Origin of the sequence: Pseudomonas sp. LM13 (assembly GCF_041381355.1) — a bacterium.
Classification (GTDB): Bacteria; Pseudomonadota; Gammaproteobacteria; order Pseudomonadales; family Pseudomonadaceae; genus Stutzerimonas; species Stutzerimonas frequens.
Window position 1 is genome coordinate 1 of record NZ_JACBXH010000048.1, and the last position, 20,359, is coordinate 20,359.

Annotated in this window: 17 protein-coding genes and 1 pseudogene; 5 read left to right on the top strand and 13 right to left on the bottom strand. The window is 64.5% G+C overall.

Annotated features, from left to right (window positions below; all coding sequences use genetic code 11):
• The first annotated feature begins 92 nt into the window (after nucleotides 1-92).
• The gene (locus HZR81_RS20835; protein ID WP_500129135.1) at nucleotides 93-1,487 is read left to right on the top strand and encodes an MATE family efflux transporter; all 1,395 of its coding nucleotides are present in this window, start codon (nucleotides 93-95) and stop codon (nucleotides 1,485-1,487) included.
• 4 nt (nucleotides 1,488-1,491) lie between these two features.
• Here the strand turns inward: HZR81_RS20835 and HZR81_RS20840 are convergent, their stop codons facing one another.
• The 5 genes and pseudogenes from HZR81_RS20840 to HZR81_RS20860 all read right to left on the bottom strand — a co-directional run bounded on the left by HZR81_RS20840 (nucleotide 1,492) and on the right by HZR81_RS20860 (nucleotide 7,604).
• On the bottom strand, nucleotides 1,492-2,589 hold the full coding sequence (locus HZR81_RS20840) for a cyclic nucleotide-binding domain-containing protein (RefSeq protein WP_500129136.1): 1,098 nt from the start codon (nucleotides 2,587-2,589) through the stop codon (nucleotides 1,492-1,494).
• A gap of 18 nt (nucleotides 2,590-2,607) precedes the next feature.
• Complete coding sequence (locus HZR81_RS20845) at nucleotides 2,608-3,555, bottom strand: 1-aminocyclopropane-1-carboxylate deaminase/D-cysteine desulfhydrase (protein WP_500129137.1); 948 nt, start codon at nucleotides 3,553-3,555, stop codon at nucleotides 2,608-2,610.
• A 5-nt stretch (nucleotides 3,556-3,560) separates the two neighbouring features.
• Nucleotides 3,561-4,919, bottom strand: a complete 1,359-nt coding sequence (locus HZR81_RS20850; protein ID WP_500129138.1) for a chromosome partitioning protein ParA — start codon at nucleotides 4,917-4,919, stop codon at nucleotides 3,561-3,563.
• 195 nt (nucleotides 4,920-5,114) lie between these two features.
• Nucleotides 5,115-5,535, bottom strand: a pseudogene (locus tag HZR81_RS20855) (nuclear transport factor 2 family protein).
• Nucleotides 5,536-5,573: 38 nt separating this feature from the next.
• Complete coding sequence (locus HZR81_RS20860) at nucleotides 5,574-7,604, bottom strand: NADPH-dependent 2,4-dienoyl-CoA reductase (protein ID WP_063543443.1); 2,031 nt, start codon at nucleotides 7,602-7,604, stop codon at nucleotides 5,574-5,576.
• A 197-nt stretch (nucleotides 7,605-7,801) separates the two neighbouring features.
• Here HZR81_RS20860 and HZR81_RS20865 point away from each other — a divergent pair, with 197 nt between their 5' ends.
• On the top strand, nucleotides 7,802-8,815 hold the full coding sequence (locus HZR81_RS20865) for a carbon-nitrogen hydrolase family protein (RefSeq protein WP_500129139.1): 1,014 nt from the start codon (nucleotides 7,802-7,804) through the stop codon (nucleotides 8,813-8,815).
• On the top strand, nucleotides 8,812-9,849 hold the full coding sequence (locus HZR81_RS20870) for an AraC family transcriptional regulator (RefSeq protein WP_500129140.1): 1,038 nt from the start codon (nucleotides 8,812-8,814) through the stop codon (nucleotides 9,847-9,849). Before HZR81_RS20865 ends, HZR81_RS20870 begins: the two co-directional genes overlap by 4 nt.
• A gap of 306 nt (nucleotides 9,850-10,155) precedes the next feature.
• Here HZR81_RS20870 and HZR81_RS20875 read toward each other — a convergent pair whose 3' ends face one another.
• The 3 genes from HZR81_RS20875 to HZR81_RS20885 are packed head-to-tail and all read right to left on the bottom strand — an operon-like array spanning nucleotide 10,156 to nucleotide 12,770.
• Entirely contained in the window at nucleotides 10,156-10,320 is a 165-nt protein-coding gene (locus tag HZR81_RS20875; RefSeq protein ID WP_133456960.1) for a DUF2474 domain-containing protein, read from the bottom strand.
• Entirely contained in the window at nucleotides 10,320-11,327 is a 1,008-nt protein-coding gene (gene cydB, locus HZR81_RS20880) for a cytochrome d ubiquinol oxidase subunit II (RefSeq protein WP_102841329.1), read from the bottom strand. Before cydB ends, HZR81_RS20875 begins: the two co-directional genes overlap by 1 nt.
• Before the next feature lie 3 nt (nucleotides 11,328-11,330).
• On the bottom strand, nucleotides 11,331-12,770 hold the full coding sequence (locus tag HZR81_RS20885) for a cytochrome ubiquinol oxidase subunit I (RefSeq protein WP_500129143.1): 1,440 nt from the start codon (nucleotides 12,768-12,770) through the stop codon (nucleotides 11,331-11,333).
• Nucleotides 12,771-12,967: 197 nt separating this feature from the next.
• Between HZR81_RS20885 and HZR81_RS20890 the strand changes: the two genes are divergently transcribed.
• Together HZR81_RS20890 and HZR81_RS20895 are read left to right on the top strand one after the other, a co-directional pair.
• Nucleotides 12,968-14,011 (top strand): M4 family metallopeptidase, encoded by a 1,044-nt coding sequence (locus tag HZR81_RS20890; protein WP_500129145.1) that lies wholly within the window; start codon nucleotides 12,968-12,970, stop codon nucleotides 14,009-14,011.
• A gap of 9 nt (nucleotides 14,012-14,020) precedes the next feature.
• Complete coding sequence (locus tag HZR81_RS20895; RefSeq protein ID WP_500129146.1) at nucleotides 14,021-14,353, top strand: protealysin inhibitor emfourin; 333 nt, start codon at nucleotides 14,021-14,023, stop codon at nucleotides 14,351-14,353.
• An 11-nt stretch (nucleotides 14,354-14,364) separates the two neighbouring features.
• Here HZR81_RS20895 and HZR81_RS20900 read toward each other — a convergent pair whose 3' ends face one another.
• From HZR81_RS20900 to HZR81_RS20920, 5 genes are all read right to left on the bottom strand, one after another.
• Nucleotides 14,365-16,500: a putative bifunctional diguanylate cyclase/phosphodiesterase gene (locus HZR81_RS20900; protein ID WP_267937777.1), complete on the bottom strand. Its 2,136-nt coding sequence runs from the start codon at nucleotides 16,498-16,500 to the stop codon at nucleotides 14,365-14,367.
• Between the two features lie 325 nt (nucleotides 16,501-16,825).
• On the bottom strand, nucleotides 16,826-17,545 hold the full coding sequence (locus HZR81_RS20905; protein WP_500129149.1) for a lipopolysaccharide kinase InaA family protein: 720 nt from the start codon (nucleotides 17,543-17,545) through the stop codon (nucleotides 16,826-16,828).
• Nucleotides 17,546-17,547: 2 nt separating this feature from the next.
• On the bottom strand, nucleotides 17,548-18,225 hold the full coding sequence (locus tag HZR81_RS20910; RefSeq protein WP_500129150.1) for a class I SAM-dependent methyltransferase: 678 nt from the start codon (nucleotides 18,223-18,225) through the stop codon (nucleotides 17,548-17,550).
• Between the two features lie 81 nt (nucleotides 18,226-18,306).
• Nucleotides 18,307-19,584, bottom strand: coding sequence for a sensor histidine kinase (locus HZR81_RS20915; protein WP_500129152.1), 1,278 nt, complete (start codon nucleotides 19,582-19,584; stop codon nucleotides 18,307-18,309).
• Nucleotides 19,574-20,257 (bottom strand): response regulator transcription factor, encoded by a 684-nt coding sequence (locus HZR81_RS20920; RefSeq protein ID WP_003302056.1) that lies wholly within the window; start codon nucleotides 20,255-20,257, stop codon nucleotides 19,574-19,576. Before HZR81_RS20920 ends, HZR81_RS20915 begins: the two co-directional genes overlap by 11 nt.
• Nucleotides 20,258-20,359 lie beyond the last annotated feature (102 nt).

A 20,359-nucleotide genomic window follows, 5' to 3' on the forward strand; every position in this document is an offset into this window, starting at 1 on the left:
CTAGACGGCCCGCCACTGCTTTGCCGCCTTCCTGAGTACGGAGACCCGGCGTAGACTAGCGCGTTTCTTGTATACAACCGGAACGCCTCGCAATGCCCACTGAGCTGCGTCTCAGACGGGTCCGCCTAGAACTGCGCACCCTCTTCGCCCTCGCCCTACCCATGATGATTGCCCAGCTGGCCAGTACCGCCATGGGTTTCGTCGATACCGTGATGGCGGGCCGTGTCAGCCCGCATGATCTCGCTGCCGTCGCGCTGGGCAACTCGATCTGGGTGCCGGTCTACCTGCTGGTCAGCGGCATCACCCTGGCCACCACGCCCAACGTTGCCCAGCGCTTCGGCGCCGGTCAGCATGCCGAAATCGGCCCGCTGGTGCGCCAGGCCCTGTGGATGGGCGTGGGTATCGGCATCATCAGTGCGCTGCTGATGTGGAACGCCCAGCCGGTGCTGCACTTGATGCGTGTCGAACCCGCGCTGATCGACCCGACCATGGCCTACCTGCGCGCCGTCGCCTGCGGTTTCCCGGCCGTCGCGCTGTATCAGGTGCTGCGTTGCTTCAGCGATGGCCTGGGTCACCCAAGGCCGAGCATGGTCATCGGCATCCTCGGCCTGCTGCTGAACATCCCGCTGAATTACGTCTTCATCTACGGCAAGCTCGGCATGCCGGCACTGGGCGGCGTCGGCTGCGGCGTCTCCACGGCGCTGGTGATGCTGTTCATGCTGACGGCGATGAGCCTGTGGGTGAAGCGCGCGCCGGCCTACCAGGCGAGCCAGCTGTTCGCCCACTTCGAAGGGCCGCGCTGGCCGATTCTCAGTCGGCTGCTGTCGGTCGGCGTCCCCATCGGCATCGCCGTGTTCGCCGAGGCGAGCATCTTCTCGGTGATCGCGCTGTTGATCGGCGCGCTCGGTGCGACGGTGGTTGCCGGGCACCAGATCGCACTGAATTTCACCTCGCTGATCTTCATGATCCCGCTGTCGCTGGGCATGGCGGTAACCGTGCGCATCGGGCAGGAGCTGGGTCGCAGCGCCCCGCGGGACGCCCGTTTCGTCGCCGGTGTAGGGATCGCCGCGGCGCTGGTCTATGCCTGCTTCTCGGCCAGCGCCATGCTGCTGTTCAGCGAGCAGATCGCACGAATCTATACTCCGGACCCGGCGGTGATCGCAGTCGCCGCCGGCCTGTTCTTCTATGCGGCACTGTTCCAGTTCTCGGATGTGGTGCAAGTCACCGCGGCTGGCGCATTGCGCGGCTATCAGGACACCCGCATGACCATGGTCTACACGCTGTTCGCCTATTGGGGCATCGGATTGCCGGTCGGATATCTGCTGGGGCTGACCGATCACCTTGGCCCGGCGAGCGGGCCGAGCGGACTATGGCAGGGTCTGATCGCCGGCTTGAGTTGCGCCGCGCTGCTGCTCAGCGTGCGACTGGCGCGCAGCGCTCGCCGGGAGATTCGTCGCCATACGGTGCTGCGCCGAGGCGCAGCCTGATGGATCAGAGGCTGCGCTCGATGCGACCATCGGACCGCGCCAGGTAACCGGTACCGCACTCCCAGAGCAGCGCATCGCGATCTTCGGCATCGAGCGCATCGAGCCCGCCCCGCAATGCATAGGCGGTAAAGCCGAGCTGGGTCAGCAGAAATACGGCGTTGGCGCTGCGCTTGCCGCTTTCGCAATAGCACAGGTAGGTGCGTCGCGGGTCGAGAAGACGGGTCTTCAGGCGCAACAAATGCAAGGGCATATGCAGCGCCTGCATGGCATGCCCCCGCTCGTAGTCATCCAGCGGCCGCACGTCCAGCCATTGGGCGCCGCAACCTAACAAATCGGCCACCCGCTCCAGTTCGACCTCAGCCACGACCGGCGCCTTGAGCAACTCGATGAAGTCGGACCGGTCGAGGCGCAGCACGCAGCCATCCTCGATCATCACGACACTGGCATTACGTGCCCGCTCCTCCAGCAGCGCCTCTTCGCCGAAGCAGGCGCCGGGCTCCAGCTCGGCGAGCAGCTGCTGGCCACTGTCGGTGTTTTTCAGTACCTGGGCATGACCGCTCTTGAGGAAATAACAGCAGTCGCCGACATCACCTTCGTTCAGCAGGGTCTGGCCCGCCGCGACGTCAATGCTCACCAGTCGGCTCAGCATGCTGCGGATGTTCGCCGGCGGGACCTGAGCGAACAACGGGTTGTCCAGCAGCCGCTCGAGCCAGTCGCCCACCTCGTCATCCGAAGACAGCTCCAACAGCACATCCTGCAGGGCCTGACGCCAGGACAGCAGACGGTCCAGTTCATGGCTGTCGATCGACAGCATCAGACAGTCATCCACCGCGCGCACCTCGCGCAGCAGGTTTGGCGAAAGGCTATGCGACGCCTCCGGGCTGCCTTCGAGCAGGAGCGACTCCAGGCCATCGCAATCGACCAGCAGCAACCGCCCCGTCAGCAGATAATCGCGTGTCGAGCCCTGCCCTCGCTCGAATACCTGCCCAGCGGACAGGACCGCAGGCTGCAGACGGGCACGCAGGTCCCATAGCTGACGGGTGGACAACTCATTCAGCGGAACCAGATTACGCAGCTGATCGGGGTGTAGCGGTTTGTTCATCCTGACAAATCCAAAGCTCTATCCATCCAACAGCCGTTCCAGCTGCGCCTGGGCAGCGCGGCAGCCCTGCAAACCGCCGGTGTGAACGAACACCAGGCGTGTGCCCGATGGAAAATACCCGCGCTCGACATAAAGGCGCAATGCCATCATCGCCTTTGCAGTGTAGATGGGATCCAGAGGGATACCCGAGTCACGCTCGGTCAGCTGAATGAAACCGGCGAGCTCCCTGTCGAACCGAGCGAAACCGCCGCGGCTCGCATCCAGAAGGTGATAGTCGGCCTCTGTTGCGCCGGCCTCTGTCAGCAACGTGGCGACACGGCTGTCGACCGCATGTGAGGGCGGACCGGCCAGCGCGCCGAATACCCGGTGCCGTCCCGCCTCGCCGATGGCGATCCCGGCCAGCGTCGTGCCGGTGCCGGCGGCGAGCCAGACCGCGTCGTAATCGTGCCAACCCACTTGGTCCAGTGCCGAACGCAACCGCCCGACCAGATCCACGCAGCCCAGCGCACCGAGCAAGCCGCCACCACCTTCGGGAACGCAGTAGTAACCGGGATAGTGCTCCTGCCAGTGGTGCCAGAAGTCGGGGAGATTGCGCGCCCGATAACCGCCATAGCCCAGCCAGTGCAGACGCATGCCGAACGTCTGCAGATCGACGACGGTAGGCGTGTCCTGTGCATGTCCGCGCAGCAACCCGACCGTCTCGAGGCCGAAGCGACGACCGGCAGCCGCCAGCGCATGAAGATGGTTGGAATGAGCTCCGCCAAGGCTGATCAGGCCGCCCGCTCCACTGCGTTGAGCAGCCTCCAGATGCTTGACGAGCTTGAACCACTTGTTACCCGACAGCTCGGCATCCACCAGATCGAGCCGCAGCACCACGGCCTCCACGCCGGCGGCCTGCAGCCAGTCCAACGACAGCGGCTGCAAACTCAGCGGTGCATCCAGCTCGGGTGAAATCGGACCAGACAAGTGGCTCAGCTACCGGTGCGCTGCCGGTCCTCCTTCCGGTGACGGGCACAGCAGTTGGATTCACCGATCACGAAACGGCTCGGCGAATCGATCTTGTCCAGCGGCATGGCACAGCGCTCACCGCTCGCAAGCGTCGCTACACAGGCCGGCTTCTGATAATGATCCAGCCACTGGCGGTACTGTTCTTCGGAAACGAAGCACTTGGCTGCGGCATAAGCCATGGGGTTAGCGCGGTATCGAGCCAAGTCCTGCAAGGCGATAGTCAGGTGGCCCGCTCCAGGGTGATAGGCCATGAATACCACGCCCTGACGCGACAGCTCCTCCAGTACGCGATCGCCGCTTAGCCGCAGCTCCTCACATTCACCTTTGAGCCGCTGAATCTCGTCTTCGAGCTGCGCGTCCAGCTCGTTGCGGTAAGCCAGTTCGACATCGCGGATCGCGACCTGCTCCTTGTACTCGGCGATAGCCGCGGCGATGCGCGCCTGGACCTCATGCTCGAACTGCTCGCGAGCGGCACTGACCTCGACGCGCCCGTTCGCCTCCAGCGTGCGAAGTTGCTTGCTCATCTCCTCACGCGCTTTCTGGTAACTTTCGCCTTGTGCAGTCAGTTGAGCATGCAGGTTGGCATTGATATCGGTCTGCTGCTGAAGTTGCTGCTGCAACGAGCGGATTTCATCCTGCAGCAGCTTGCGCTCCTTCTCCGCCGCAGCGCTCGCCTTGAGCGTTTCCTCTTCGCGCAAACGTTCCAGATTGGCGATACGCTGACGCTGCTGCTTGATCAGCAGCGCGGCCTTCTGCCGCTGCTCCCGCTCATGAGCTTCGGAGCGCCGGGTCGCCGCTTCCTTTGCCGCCTCGGCGGCATACCAGGTGTCCTCGGCGACCATCTGCAAACGCTCGGCAGGCACTGCCTGGGGCGCATCATCATCAACCAGGAGGCCAAGCTGGTTGCGCTTGATGGTCTCGCGCAACACGGCGAGATCATTGCGCTCGGCGGTTACCTTGGGGTCCCACATGTGCATCTGGTGCCAGGACACCGGGCACTGGCTGCGGCAGGCCAGGCGAATCGGCCCCGCCCCCATGTCCGGCCCCCTGCCGGTACGCTCGGCGAGCTGCCGCAATGGAATGTTCCAGCCAGAGTCGGCGGAACCATCGTCATTGAAGTCGAGGCAGAAAAACACCGCGGCACGAACCTGCAACCGCGGGTTGATCATGACGTAGACCGCGCGCATCTGGCGATCGGCGAACTCGGGGAGCGCGACCACTCCGTCCAGCACTGCCTCGAATTCGGGATACAGCATTTCCTTGCAGATGGCGCCTTCATTGAAGAACAGCACGGCTTCGACCATCTGCGGTTTGTTCTGCATGCTCGGCTTCCTTTATCGCTCGCAACGGCGAGCCGGCGATTGGCGGAACGCGCGGCGATCCGTTGCGGTCGTTCCGTAGGTTTCGCCAGTTTAGGGGAAATGCACGCGCAGGCAATGTGACTGGGTTGGCAGCCATTCTGCGCATTGGCCGCCGTAGAGCGCGACGTCCGCGGATTTGCGATGGGCTTAGCTAAATCACCCGACGCGGTAGGCCGCAAGGCGGCGCTTCATTTCCTCGCCCAGCGCTTGCAGGCCGCTGATCGGCCTGATCATGACCTCGAACTCGACGATCTTGCCCGCCTCGTCGAAGCGGATCATGGTCGATTCCCTTGAGCTCACGATCCCCTACCCTGGCACTGAACTCGAGCACGACGTCGCTGCCTTCGGCGCTGACCAGTTCACGGTGATAGCGAAAGTCCTCGAATACCTGCAGCACGGTGTTGAGAATCAGATTGACCGCCGCCGCGCCCTCGTAGGGCTTGTACGCCATCGGCGAGCGAAACACCGCCTGCGTGTGCAGCAGTTCCGGCAACCGGCTCAGATCGCGCTGGGCGATCATCGTGTGCCAGGCCTGCAGGCATTCGGCAGCTCGTGGCTGCAGCAGCTTGTTCTCCATACCCGTGCTCCCCCGTGAAGTGGTCAGGCCTAGCTGGTTCAGAGTGCGGCTGCCAGACGGCAACCCTGGTTGATGGCGCGCTTGGCATCCAGTTCGGCTGCCACGTCGGCGCCGCCGATCAGGTGCACCCGGGCGCCAGCCGCTTCCAGCCCCTGCTGAAGCTCGCGTAGCGGCTCCTGGCCGGCGCAAAGAATGACCGTATCCACCGCCAGCACCTGCGGTTCGCCCTCGCCAACCCGGATGTGCAACCCGGCATCGTCGATCTGCAGATACTCGACCGAATTGAGCATCTGCACGTGCTTGTTCTTCAGGCCGGTACGGTGAATCCAGCCGGTGGTCTTGCCCAGGCCGTTACCAACCTTGGATTTCTTGCGCTGCAGCAGGTAGACCTGCCGCTTGGGTGCATGCGGAGCTGGCTGGATGCCGGCGATGCCGCCACGTGCCGATAGGCCGAGATCGATGCCCCACTCCTTCCAGAACGCTTCGCGATCCAGACTGGTGGATTGACCGTCGTGGGTGATGTACTCCGACACATCGAAGCCGATGCCACCGGCACCGATCACCGCCACGCGCTGACCGACCGGCTTGCGTTCGAGGATCGCATCGAGATAGCCGATCACCTTCGGATGGTCGATTCCGGGGATCTCCGGCGTGCGCGGCACGATACCGGTGGCCAGGATGATCTCGTCGAAACCGCCCGCCAGCAGCGTCTCGGCCGTTGCGCGAGTGTTCAGGCGCACCTCGACCCCAGTTTCCTCCAGGCGGTTCTGGAAATAGCGCAGGGTCTCGTAGAACTCTTCCTTGCCCGGTACGCGCTTGGCCACGTTGAACTGGCCACCGATTTCACCGGCAGCGTCGAAGAGCGTCACCTGGTGCCCGCGCTCCGCTGCAACGGTCGCTGCGGCGAGGCCCGCCGGGCCGGCGCCGACCACCGCGACCTTTTTCACCGTCGTAGTGGGGATGTAGTTGAGCTCGGTTTCATAGCAGGCACGCGGGTTTACCAGGCAGGTGGTCAGCTTGCCGCTGAAGGTATGGTCCAGGCAGGCCTGGTTGCAGCCAATGCAGGTATTGATCCGCTCGCTGTGGCCCGCAGCGGCCTTGTTGACGAACTCAGGGTCGGCAAGGAACGGTCGCGCCATGGAGACCATGTCGGCGTCGCCCTCGGCCAGCACCTGCTCGGCCACTTCCGGCGTATTGATGCGGTTGGTGGTGACCAGCGGAACGCCAACCTCGCCGCGCAGCTTGGCAGTGACCTTGGTGAAGGCGGCGCGTGGGACCTTGGTGGCGATGGTCGGAATGCGCGCTTCGTGCCAGCCGATGCCGGTGTTGATCAGTGTGGCGCCGGCCTGCTCGATGGCCTTGGCCAGCTGCACCACTTCTTCCCAGACACTGCCGCCCTCGATCAGATCGAGCATCGACAGGCGATAGATGATGATGAAGTTCGGCCCGACCGCCTCGCGCACTCGACGCACGATCTCCACTGGCAGGCGCATGCGGTTCTCGTAGCTGCCGCCCCAGCGGTCGGTACGGTGATTGGTGTGCGCGACCAGGAACTGGTTGATGAAGTAGCCTTCCGACCCCATGATCTCGACGCCGTCGTAGCCGGCACTTTGGGCGAGACTCGCGCAATTGACGAAATCGCGGATCTGCTTCTCGATGCCCTCCTCGTCCAGCTCGCGCGGGGTGAACGGGTTGATCGGCGCCTGGATCGCACTCGGCGCCACCAACTGTGGGCTGTAGGCATAGCGACCGGCATGCAGGATCTGCATACAGATCTTGCCGCCAGCCTCGTGCACGGCCTGGGTGACGATCTTATGCTCTTCGGCCTCTTCCGGTGTCGACAGCTTGGCCGCACCGGCGCGCACCGAACCTTCCTCGTTGGGACCTACCCCACCGGTGACGATCAGGCCGACGCCGCCACGGGCGCGCTCGGCGAAGAACGCCGCCATGCGTTCGAAACCGTTGGGCATCTCCTCCAGGCCGGTGTGCATGGAGCCCATCAGGGTGCGATTGCGCAGCGTGGTGAAGCCCAGATCGAGCGGAGCCAGCAGATGCGGGAAGGCGGTCATCGGTGTGTCCTCATCATTGTCGGTGCCGAGCCTCTTGGGGCTGCGGTCGGATATGCAGCGACGATAAACAGCCCATACGCCACGCTCAATGATCATAAGTGACAACTTTCTGATCATTCAGCGCAAAACGCTTGGCAACCGCAGCACCTTTATCTAGGCTGACGCCGTCCATCCCTGCTCATCCTCATCGCCTGCTCATGCGTCTCTCGCTCAAACTGGCCCTGCTGCTGATCCTCGTCGGCGTCTCGCTCGCGGTCTACCTCGACTGGACCCATGACCGACGCAGCGGCCCGCTGCTCTCCGATCTGCGCACCCTGCCCATCGAAAGCCAGGGTCAAGCGGGTACCGGGGGCAACCTGCTGGGCATCGAAACGCGCCTGCAACCGGCCGACTATCAGAGCCGCGAACGGCTGCAACTGAAGTTCAGGACGTATCTCCGCCAGGCTGCCGAAGCCGGAATGCTGAGCGAACGAACCATCGTCGTGCTGCCGGAGCATGTCGGCACCGGCTTGTTCGCTCTGGGAGAGAAGCCGGAAGTGCAGCAAGCCCGCACGCTGCGCGATGCGATGCAGTGGATGGCACTGAGCAACCCGGGCAGCTATCTGCGCGCACTGACCGGCAATCAGGGTGACGACCGCCGTACCGGCGCCGTACTGCGTTTGAAGGCGCGGCAGATGGCCGAGGATTACCAGGCAATCTTCGGCGGCCTTGCCCGGGAATTCGGCATCACGCTGGTGGCGGGCTCGATCGTGCTGCCAGAGCCCTATCTGGAAAATGATCGTCTGAGGATCGGCGATGGCCCGCTACGCCAGGTTAGCCTGACATTCGACGGCCGCGGCAAGCCCCTCGGAACGCTGCAGTACAAACATGCACTCAGTCGCTACGAACGCCGCTACAGCGTCGCCCCGATACCTGAACCCAGGCGCCCGATCGCCACGCCAGCAGGTCCGATGGCGGTAATGCTCGGGTGCGATGCCTACCTGCACCGCCCACCTGCCGAAGCGAGGCTGCTCGCGTTACCCGGCGCCCTGGCGGATCCGCACTCCGCTTGCCAGGGTGCGCTGGACAACGGGTTCGATGACCGGCCGCAGATGGCCGTGCATACACTCGCCGTGCCCTGGAACCTGCTCGGTTCGCCGCGTCGCCCGGCGCCGCCGGGACATGGCGTGCCGGTGCAGGTCAAGAATCTCTGGCTCGACAGCGGCCGATGACAGTGCAGCGCATACGCCTGGGCGACCTGTCGGTCGGCTTCCTGCACAGCCTGAGCGAAGCATTGCAGCTGCATGGCCACGACCCGCAACCCCTGCTGCTCCCCTATGGGCTAGACGCCGAGCGCCTGGCCGAACCCCATGCACGGCTGTCGATTCCGCGCTACATGCGCCTGGGTCATGCCGCCATCCAGTTGGCGGGCGACCCCGCGCTAGGTTTGGAGATGGGCCGTCTGCGCAAGCCCAGCCACCTCGGGCTTGCCGGCCTGACCGCCGCGCAAGCGCCAACCGTACGTGAAGCGGCGCGCGCGCTGATCCGCTACGAACCGCTGTACGCATCCAACTATCGTGGCAGCTCGAGCTTCCACGAGGACGCCACCGGCGCCTGGCTGCGCTTCTACTCGATCAGCCCGTACAACGCCTACAACCGGTTCGTCGTCGATACCGTGCTCGCCAGCTGGGTCACCCAGCTGCAGCGGCTATGCGGCCAACCGCTGCTGCCGACGGCGATCCATATCGAATTCGATGCGCCGGATTACGCCTCCCGCTACGAAGCGCTATTCGGCCGCCCGGTGACATTCGGCGCCGAGGCCAACCAGCTGCAGCTGGATCAGCGCACGCTGGCCCTGCGCAACCCAGAACACTGTCCCGGCACCTGGCGGCATCTGCTGGAACTGTGCGAGATCGAGCTGGAGCGGCGCACCCGCACCCGCAGCCTGCGCGAGCGCGTCACGCAGATTCTCGGGCCCATGCTCAAGGGTCAGGAGCCGGACCTGCAGCAGATCGCGGCACGCCTGCAGATGCCGGCCTGGACGCTGCGTCGCAAGCTGGCCGATGAAGGCAGCAGCTACCGCGCCATTCTCAACGACACCCGGCGCGACCTGGCGATGGCATACATACGCGATACCGAATCGGCCTTCGGCGAGATCGCCTGGCTGCTCGGCTTCTCGTCCGCGGAGGCGTTTCAACGCGCCTTCAAGCGCTGGAGCGGACAGACACCCGGTGACTATCGTCGCACCCAGCGTCGGGGCGGCTGACCGGCACACACGCGTTTCGGGCGAGCCCTCAGAGCTCGACGGCATCCTCGGCAGAATCGGGATGGTCCTGTTCGGCCGCATGCCATTCCAGTAGCTCGTCCTGATAATCGTCCATCGGTAGACTCCTGATCGTCTGCATTGTCTGGGCGGTTGCCGGATGAACCATCAAGGTTCATGCCAGCCACGCTACAGCCAGCCGATGAAGTAGATATGACAGCCATCTAAGCGCGTCCACTGCCCTCATGCTGCCAAGTCGCGCCCTATAGCGCGCCATGCGCGGCGGGAGCTGCCCCAGCGTGGCGCAGCTCAGGGCGTCGCCAGCCCCGCTGCACTCATCGCCAGCCGCAGCAACCACGCGACCACCCCAAGCGCCAGCACACTGGCGCTCCAGATCGCCACCAGCCAGGCCATGCGCTGCCACAGCGGCTTCTGCTCGCCGGCGCGCGGCGACTCCTCCGAGCGACGGGCCATCAGTGATACCCGTCCTCGGCGCTGACCTTGCCGCGAAACACGTAGTAGCTCCAGGCCGTGTACATCAGGATCAACGGCAGGATCAGCAGCGCGCCGACCAGCGTGAATCCCTGGCTTTCGGCAGGCGCGGCGGCCTCCCAGATACTCACCGAAGGGGGGATGATGTTCGGCCACAGGCTGATGCCCAGCCCGCTGTACCCGAGGAAGATCAAGGCCAGCGTGAGCAGGAACGGCGTGTAGTTGGCATAGCGCTGGATCGAACGCAACAGCCCGAAAGCGCACAGCAGCACCAGAATCGGCACCGGCATGAAGATCAGCAGATTGGGCATGCTGAACCAGCGCTCGGCGATGTCGGGATGGGTCAGCGGCGTCCACAGGCTGACAATGCCGGTCACGGCCAGCACCGCCCAAACCAGTGGAATACCGATGTCATGCATGCGTCTCTGCAGATCACCGGCCGTGCGCATCATCAGCCAGGTGCAGCCGAGCAGCGCATAGGCGACGATCAGCGCCAGACCGCAGAACAGCGAGAACGGCGTCAGCCAATCGAGCGCGCCACCGGCATAGGCGCGCCCCTCCACCGGCAGGCCGCTGATGAACGCACCCAGCACGACGCCCTGAAAGAAGGTCGCCGCCAGTGACCCACCGATGAACGCCCGGTCCCAGATGTGTTGGCGCTCGCGCGTGACCTTGAAGCGGAACTCGAAGGCCACGCCGCGGAAGATCAGCCCCATCAGCATGAAGATGATCGGCAGGTAGAGCGCTGACAGCACCACCGAATAGGCCAGTGGAAAGGCGGCGAACAGCCCTGCGCCGCCGAGTACCAGCCAGGTCTCGTTGCCGTCCCAGATCGGCGCAACGGTGTTCATCATCACGTCACGCTCGGAGCTGTCCCGCACGAACGGAAAGAGGATGCCGACGCCGAGATCGAAGCCGTCCATCACCACGTACATCATGATCCCGAAGATGATGATCACTGCCCAGATCAATGAAAGATCGATACCCATGGCTCAGTTCCTCTCGCCCAGTTGATCACCCTGTTCATGGTTGATCGCCTCGTCCGCGGCGGACAGCGGACGCATCGGCGTGCGCGCCTCGCCCGGCCCGCCGGCACCTTTCTCGCGCCCTTCGCTGATCACCGGCCCTTTCTTCACCAGCCGCAGGACATACACCATGCCCACACCGAACACCGCGAAATAGACGACCACGAACATCGCCAGGGTAAGCCCCAGCTGCCCGGCGCCATGGTTGGATACGGCGTCCGCGGTGCGCATCACGCCGTAGATCACCCAGGGCTGGCGGCCGATCTCGGTGGTGTACCAGCCGGCGAGAATGGCGATCAGCCCGGACGGCCCCATCAACAGCGCCATCCGCAGGAACGCTCGCGAGCGGTAGAGCCGGTCACCGCGACGCAGCAACAGACTCCAGATGCCGGTGACGATCATCAGCAGCCCCAGCGCGACCATGATGCGGAACGTCCAGAACACGATGGTCGAGTTCGGCCGATCCTCGGGCGCGAAGTCCTTCAGCGCCGGGATCGGCTCGCTCAGGCTGTGATTGAGGATCAGGCTGGCGAGATAGGGAATCTCGATCTTGTAGCGGGTTTCTTCGGCGTCCATGTCCGGCCAGCCGAACAGCAGCAGCGGCGTCGGCCCACCTTCGGAATTGTCCCAATGCCCTTCCATCGCGGCGATCTTCGCCGGCTGGTATTCGAGGGTATTCAAGCCATGGAAGTCGCCGATCACCGCCTGCACCGGGGCCACCAGCAGCGCCATCCACATCGCCATCGAAAGCATCTTGCGGATCGCCGGGTTGTCATTGCCGCGCAGCAGGTGCCAGGCCGCCGAAGCACCGACGATGAACGCCGTGGCGAGAAAGGCGGCGACGGCCATGTGCGCAAGACGATACGGGAACGACGGGTTGAAGATGATGGCCAGCCAGTCCACCGGCACCACCACGCCATCGATGATTTCGTGCCCCTGCGGGGTATGCATCCAGCTGTTGGAGGCAAGGATCCAGAAGGTCGAAATCAAAGTGCCGACCGCGACCATGACGGTGGAGAAGAAGTGCAGCAGCGGGCCGACGCGGTTCCAGCCGAACAGCATCACGCCCAGGAAGCCTGCTTCGAGGAAGAACGCCGTCAGCACCTCATAGGTCAGCAGCGGCCCGGTCACGCTGCCGGCGAACTCCGAGTAAGCGCTCCAGTTGGTGCCGAACTGGTAGGCCATGACGATGCCGGAAACCACGCCCATGCCGAAGTTAACGGCGAAGATCTTCAGCCAGAAGTGGTAGAGGTCGCGGTAGACCTCCTGCTTGGTCTTCAGCCAGAGGCCCTCGAGCACCGCGAGATAGCTGGCAAGCCCGATGGTGATCGCGGGAAAGATGATGTGAAAGGTGATGGTGAAAGCGAACTGAACACGCGCCAGCTCGAGCGCTTCCAATCCGAACATGGGCAACTCCTCGTCAGATGACCGCCCGCGTCGTCTGTGACGGCGATTACGGGATCCAGCACAAGTGACAGCAGATCGCGCCAAGGGTGCAGCCTGATCGCCGCGGCATGTCGCTACGACCGCGTGATCGACGGTCGAGCCGGGCGCACGGGCCGAAGCTATGCTGTGCTTAGCCGCGTCAGCCAGGAGTTCCGCCGGTGCAGATCCGCTCGTTCATTCCGCCCTACATCCTCGATCGCATCATCGAGCACGGTTCGCCCTATCTGCGCGGCTGTGCCCGCGAAACGCTCGGTCATGTGCTGAGCCTGCTGCCCAACCCCGGGCCGCCTCGTCCCACCGCCATCGCCGAGCTGGGCGAGCTACGCACGCCCGGCCATCCGCAACGCCGCATCCACGATGCCGAGCAGCAGATGCGGCTCCCCGGCACACTGCGGCGTCGTGAAGGCCAGCCGACGACCGGCGACCCCGCCGTGGACGAGGCCTATGCGGCGCTTGGCCAGACCTATGCATTCTTCTGGCAGGTGTACCAGCGTGACTCGATCGATGACCTGGGCATGCCGCTGATCGGCAGCGTGCATTACGGCCAGGGCTATGAGAACGCCTTCTGGAACGGCGAGCAGATGGTCTTCGGCGATGGCGATGGCGAACTGTTCCAGCGTTTCACCCGTTCGCTGGATGTGGTCGCTCACGAGCTGGCCCACGGTCTGATCGAGAGCGAAGCGGCGCTGGTCTACTTCAACCAGTCGGGGGCGCTCAACGAATCGGTGTCGGATGTGTTCGGCGTACTGACCAAACAGCATGCGCTCGGCCAGACGGCAGCCAAAGCCGACTGGCTGGTCGGCGCCGAACTCTTGACCGACAAGGTCAACGGCGTGGCGCTGCGCTCGATGGCCAATCCCGGCACGACCTATGACGACCCGCTGCTCGGCCGCGATCCGCAACCGGCACATATGCGCGACTACATTGAAACCCGCCAGGACAACGGTGGCGTGCATCTGAACTCGGGCATTCCCAACCGCGCCTTCTACCTGGCCGCCACTGCGCTTGGCGGATACGCCTGGGAACAGGCCGGACGCATCTGGTATGACACCATCTGCGACAAGCAATTGCCGAACGATGCCGACTTCGTGACGTTCGCCAATGCAACGCTGAGCCACGCCGCCCGCTCGTTCGGCCGGCAATCCAGGCAGGTCGACGCGCTGCAGCAGGCCTGGTTCGAGGTCGGTGTGCTGCAACAGTGAGGAGACGAGATGAAGATGCCGCCGCTGGGACCCGATACCTCACTGCGCTTGAGCCGTGAAGGAGGCCTGGTCGCCGGCCCAGGGCTCGCCCGACCGCGCCAGATCGCCTTTACCGGCTGTGATGCCGCACAGCGCCAGGCGCTCTGTGCGGTACTGGAGCGCTGCCTGCCGATAGCCAGCAAGACGGTTGGCGCTGGTGATCAGCGCTTCTTTCGGGTCGAACTGCACTACCGCCGCGAAGATGCCGACGCCGAGCTTGTTCTGCAGATCCCCGAGGATCGCGCGCCGCAGGAACTGGTGCAGCTATGGCGCGATGGTGCCATTCCCGGCGAGTCGGACTGACAGCCGCGCGCTCACAGCTCGATGGTTCCGCCGCCCTCGAGCAGGGCGGTCAGCTGCTCGGCCGGCAGCGGGCGCGACAGCAGGTAGCCCTGGAACTCGTCGCAGCCGTAACGACGCAGGTAGTCGAACTGCGGCAGGTTCTCCACACCCTCTGCCACCACCGTCTTGTGCAGGCTCTTGCCCAGCGAAATGGCAGCACGGGCGATCATTGCCACTTCTTCCTCCTGCTCAAGCCCGGTGACCAGCGAGCGATCGATCTTGATGATGTCCAGCGGAAAACGCCGCAGGTAGCTGAGCGACGAATAGCCGGTACCGAAATCGTCCATGGCCAGACGAAAGCCGAGCGCCTTGAACTCGGCGAGTATCGAGACCGCACGTGTGCCGTCGCCGAGAAAAACGGTCTCGGTGATCTCCAGCTCGACCTGGCTTGCCGGTAGCCCCGCGTCGTCGAGCACCGCGGCAACCCGCTCCACCACGTCGTCACCGAGAAACAGCAGCGGCGACAGGTTCACCGCGATCAGCAAGGGTACTGCGCGCCCCTCGTTCCAGGCCCGCGCGGCATTGAAGGCCTGGCGCAGTATGGCCAGGGTCAGCGGCATGATCAGCCCGCTCTCTTCGGCCACGGCGATGAAGCGATCGGGGCCGATCACACCCAGCTCGTGGTGGGTCCAGCGTGCCAGCGCCTCGACGCCAACGATGCGGCACGAGGCATCCACCTTCGGCTGGTAGTGCACGGAGAATTCGTCTCGCTCCAGTGCGATGCGCATCGCCGCCTCCAGATTCAAGCGCTCATCCGCGACCCGATTAAGGTCATGAATGAAGAACTGGAACGTGTTACGGCCACGCTTCTTCGCCGCATACATGGCGATATCGGCGTGCTTGAGCAGCGTTTGCGCATCCTCGCCGTCATCCGGGAACATCGCCACGCCCAGGCTGGCACCGATCTGGAACTCGCGACCGGCAAGCGTGACCGGGCGACGAATCTCGTTCAGCACGCGTTCGAGCAGCGAAATCACCGTGCTGACGCGATAGTGGTCGCTGAGCACCAGGACGAACTCGTCACCGCCAACGCGCGCCACCGTATCGGAACTCCGCAGGCACCCGGACAGACGCCTGGCAATGCTCTTGAGCAACTCGTCCCCGGCGACGTGACCAAGACCGTCATTGATGAACTTGAAATTGTCCAGGTCGATGAATACCAGCGTCAGGTAGTAGCCCAGTCGCGCCGCACGGGCCAGCCCCTGATCGATGCGGTCATTGAGCAGGATGCGGTTGGGCAACCCCGTCAGCAGGTCATGGTTGGCCTGGCGCTCCAGCTGCTGCTGGTAATGCTTGCGCTCGGAAATGTCCTGCACCGTCCCTTCATAACAGATGAATTCGCCGTTGGCGCCGCGCACCACATGGGCGTTCTCGGATATCCAGATCCGCACGCCATCACGCCGATAGACCTCGGACTCGAAATTCAGCACCTCACCGTGCTGCTCCATCAGTTGGCAGAACACCTCGCGGCGCCCACCCTGGACATACAGGCGACGCTCGATGTCAGCCAGGTCGGCGACCAGCTCGGTGGCACTTTCATAGCCGTAGATGCGCGCCAGCGCCGGATTGGCGGCCAGGTAACGGCCATCGCGCGTCGACTGGAAAATACCTTCGGAGGCGTTCTCGAAAATGCTTCGGTAGCGCAGCTCCGCCTGCTCCAGCGCCTCGAGCACCGCGCGCTGAGCGCTGATGTCCTCGATGAACCCCTCAATGACGATCTCGCCCTGCTCGTTCGGCACGGCCACTCCGCGTTCGAGGACCCACTTCAGGTTGCCCGCGGCGGTGCGTATCCGGTACTGCGTCGAGAAACGCCCCTGGCGGATGATTGCCGCATCGACAGCCCGCCGCACCCGTGCGCGATCGTCCGGGTGGGTGATCTGCTCCCAGCTGATGCAGGCGTCGTCGACCAAATCGGCTGCACGGTAGCCACACAGTCCCAACGCGCCCTGGCTGACGAAGATCATGGTCCAGGCCGCATCGTTGCGGCAGCGATAGGCCATGCCTTCGAGGTTGTTGACCAACGTGTCGAGAACACGAGGGCGATCGAGCACCTCGCAACTGAGCAGGCTGCCTGGACGATTGGTTGCGGCTGAAGATTCTTGGGTCATTGCGTGTCTTGACGAAGGTCCTGCCGCCAGGCCACAGCGCGCATGCGACAGGCTCGCAGAGCCGAACGGCAGGAAAAGGCAGAAAGCCCACGCACAGCAAGAAACGCTCCACCACAGGGCACATGGCCATCACTTGGAGTGCGAGCCCGTCATTTGCCTGGCCCTGTGCACCGGCAAGATGCATTACAGCAGGCAACCGCACCGATTTCAGGCACAAGACAGACAGCCACGAACTGCGCCCCTCGCCGCTTCGGAAACCCAAGTGGCTGCGGGCTGTGTCATGCCTAGGGCCTCCAGACTGACGAGCAGTGACACCAGCCGCGGCTCAGATGTGATCGCAGGGCCGTTGCCGATATGCGCCGTGGACGGCCAGCAACTGCTGCCAGTCCTGTTCGACCATGACTGCGCAATGACGCCGGAGCTGGCGCAGGTCATGCCGGGCCGCGGCATGGCGGCGCAGCCGACGCCGGCTCTTTTCCAGATCGAGCAGGGCCACCTCCACCCGCGCCGCATCGCCTTCACCATGGACCTTCAGGAAGATGTGCTTGGGATAGCAGCACCCATGCTGCCAGTGCGCCTGATGGATGCGCGCGAGGGTCATCCCGACCGCCGCGAGCATGCGCGCCTGGACCGCCGGACCGAAGCGTTGTCCCAGATCCTGTAGATACCATTCCTCCAGGCTGACGAAGCCCTGCAGTTCTGCCGTCACCAGCAGCGCCTGCCACTTGCCGGCCTGCTGTCGCGTGCCGCAGTAGACCAGCTCCGGTACCCGCACGCCGAGCCGGGTAAAGGCCAGCAGCGCCTGCAGTTCGCGCAGCACCGTGGGCCGGCCGAACGGATGCAGCAGTGAGCGATACAGATGGCCGATCTGACGTTTGCAGTAGAGCAGCGGCTGCTCTGGTTCGCGCCGCCGAATCCGTTGCACACCGCTTTCGCCGTCGCGACGCTGGTTGGGTTCCTCGACCCATTCGCCCTGGGTGTTCCACCAGCGCTGGAAGGTACTGGTTCGCGCCTCGCGGGCCGGCAGTACGAGTGGTCGGCTCATGTTCAGCCCCGCTTGCGCAGCACGTAGACCCGCCACATGGCATAGCCCGGGAGGAAGTCATTGCGGTCAAGGATGTCGAAACCGGCCTCGGCGAACTCCACCTCGATCACCGAGCGCGCAACGACGAAGCGGTTCTGGTTGTCCTTGGCCGGCCGGCGGCGCTCCAGGCGCTTGCGCTTCCAGGCCTTGTAGTTGCCATCGACCCACAGCGAGACGATCAGCGTGTCACGGGTGACGCGGTGGAATTCGTGCAGCATCGCCAGGCGATGCGCCGGGTCGGCGATGTGGTGCAGCAGGCGCATGCAGAAGATGCTGTCCACCGCGTTGTCGCCCATATCGATGGCGAAGGCCGAGGTCTGGAAGGTCTCGACCCGCTGAACCACCTCCAGCGGCTGCGCGGCTTCGGCGATGGCCAGCATGTCGGCGGAATTGTCCGCGGCGAAGATCATCCGGCTCGGGTGCTCGGCCAAAAGCGGCCAGAAGCGCCCGGCACCACAGGGCAGATCGAGCACCAGATCAGGCTCGCCGGCGATTCGCAGCGCGCGGCGCGCCATCTGCTCGTCACGCCAGTGCGACAGCCGCCGGGCCAGGCCATCCTGATGTTTGTGCAGGTATTCGTAGGCGTGCTGGCGGTCGTACTTGCGCGAAAACTCCAGTTCGATGGGGCTCGGTGTGGTCATGGCGGGCATTCCGGTTGGAAACGGAACGCCAAACTAACCAGACAGACATCAAGGGCCCGTCAACGGGATGTGAAAAAAACGTCAAACCGCGCTGTCATGCAAGCGCACCTGAAAGCAGCTGCCCTGCGGTTGCCGCGGCACCACACCGACCTGCCAGCCCTGGTGCGCGCAGATCCGCTTGACCAGCGACAGCCCCAGCCCCAGCCCTTCGCCGCGCCCCTCGGCGCCCCGCACGAACGGCTGGAACATGCGCTCCTGCTCCGCCAGCGGAATGCCCACGCCGCTGTCCTCGACGCGAAAGCCACCTTCGTCGAGGACCAGCCGCACCGTGCCGCAGTCGGTGTAATGCAATGCGTTGCGCAGCAGGTTGGACATCACCGTGCCGAGCAAGGTGTGGTTGTAGACGCCGCGGTCCTCGCCCTCCTCCAGCAGCTCGAAGGCCAGGCCCTTCTCCGCCAGCAACGGTGCCCAGCGCTCGCTCTGCTCGGTCGCCACGCTCCGCAAGCTGGCGTCGCCGGCCAAGGACGTCTGTTGCGGACGCGCCCGCGCCAGCATCAGGAAGGTTTCCACCAGCTCGTGCATTTCCCGCGCGGCGCGCTGGATGCGCGCCAGCGGTCGCTGCGCAGCTGGCGACAGCTCGGCCTGCTGCTCGAGCAGCTCGCAGGCGCCGAGCACCACCATCAACGGGGTGCGCAGTTCATGGCTGACATCGGCGGTGAATAGCCGCTCGCGCTCCAGGGTCTGGCGCAGCTGGCCGAGGGTGCTGTCGAACGCCGCGGCCAGATGGCCGATCTCGTCATCGGGATACTGCAGGGCCAGCGGCGGCGCCAGCGGATGCAGTTGGTCGCGGTGGCGCACCTGGTTGGCCAGGCGACTGACCGGTGCCAACACCCGGTTGGCCATCAGCCGCCCCAGCGCCCAGGCGCCGAGCACGCTGAGCAGAAAGCCGGCCAGCACGACGTTGAACAGCGCATCTTCACGGGCCTCGAACTCGTGCTGCTCCCGCACCAGCACGTAGCGGTCAGCGCCGACATTGCGCACATAGACGTAGTAGGCATCGTCACCGCGAACCAGCTCGGTGAACCCCTCACCGAGCCCGGCAAACGCCTTTGGCATCGGGTGCTCGGGCAGATGCGAGGCGAAGAAGTGGGTGCTGGTATCCAGCTGCGGTGTCCGTCCGTTTGGCAGGTCCTCGTTGAGCACGATGTCCAGGTGGCGACTCAGCTCCTCGGTGACCAGCTGCTCCTCGATGAAGTGCACCACGCCGACGATGCCGAGGGCGAACGCACCGCTCACCACCAGCGTCATCAGCGTGAAGGCGATGACGATCCGCCGCGCCAGCGGCTGCTTAGCGAGCATCGCAGTCCTCCGCCAGGCGGAAGCCAAGGCCGTGCACGGTATGCAGCAACGGCTTGGCAAACGGCTTGTCGAGCACCTGGCGCAACTGGTGGATATGGCTGCGCAACGCATCGCTGTCCGGCACGTGATCACCCCAGACGGCATCTTCCAGCGCTTCGCGGCGCACCACCGCCGGGCTGCGCTGCATGAGGATCGCCAGCAGCTTGTGGCCGATTGGGTTGAGGCGAATCGGCTGGCCACCACGACTGGCTTCCAGGGTGTCCAGGTCGTAGCAGAGATCGGCCACCTGCAGCTGCCGGCGACGCGATCCCTGGCAGCGACGCAGGATCGCCTCGATACGGGCAACCAGCTCGGACAGCGCGAAGGGCTTGATCAGATAGTCGTCGGCACCGGCCTGCAGCCCCTTGATGCGGTCAGGCAGCGCATCGCGGGCGGTGAGCATGATGATCGGCGTATCGCGCCCGGCATCGTCGCGCAGGCGCTTGCACACCTGCAGCCCGTCGATGCCCGGCAGCATCAGGTCCAGCACGATCAGGTCGTAGTCCTGGGTGGCGGCCAGGTGCAGACCGCTGAGGCCGTCCTGCGCGCAGTCGACCACGTAGCCCTTGAGCTCCAGGTAATCGAGCACGTTGGCGAGGATGTCACGGTTGTCTTCGATGACCAGGATGCGCATCGCTGGGGTACTCGCTAGAAGTTTCGGAACGGCAGACGCTGTTTATTACGCCTGCGCGCGGCGCAGAACATAGCCGAGACGATGTGAAAAAAACGTCGCCTC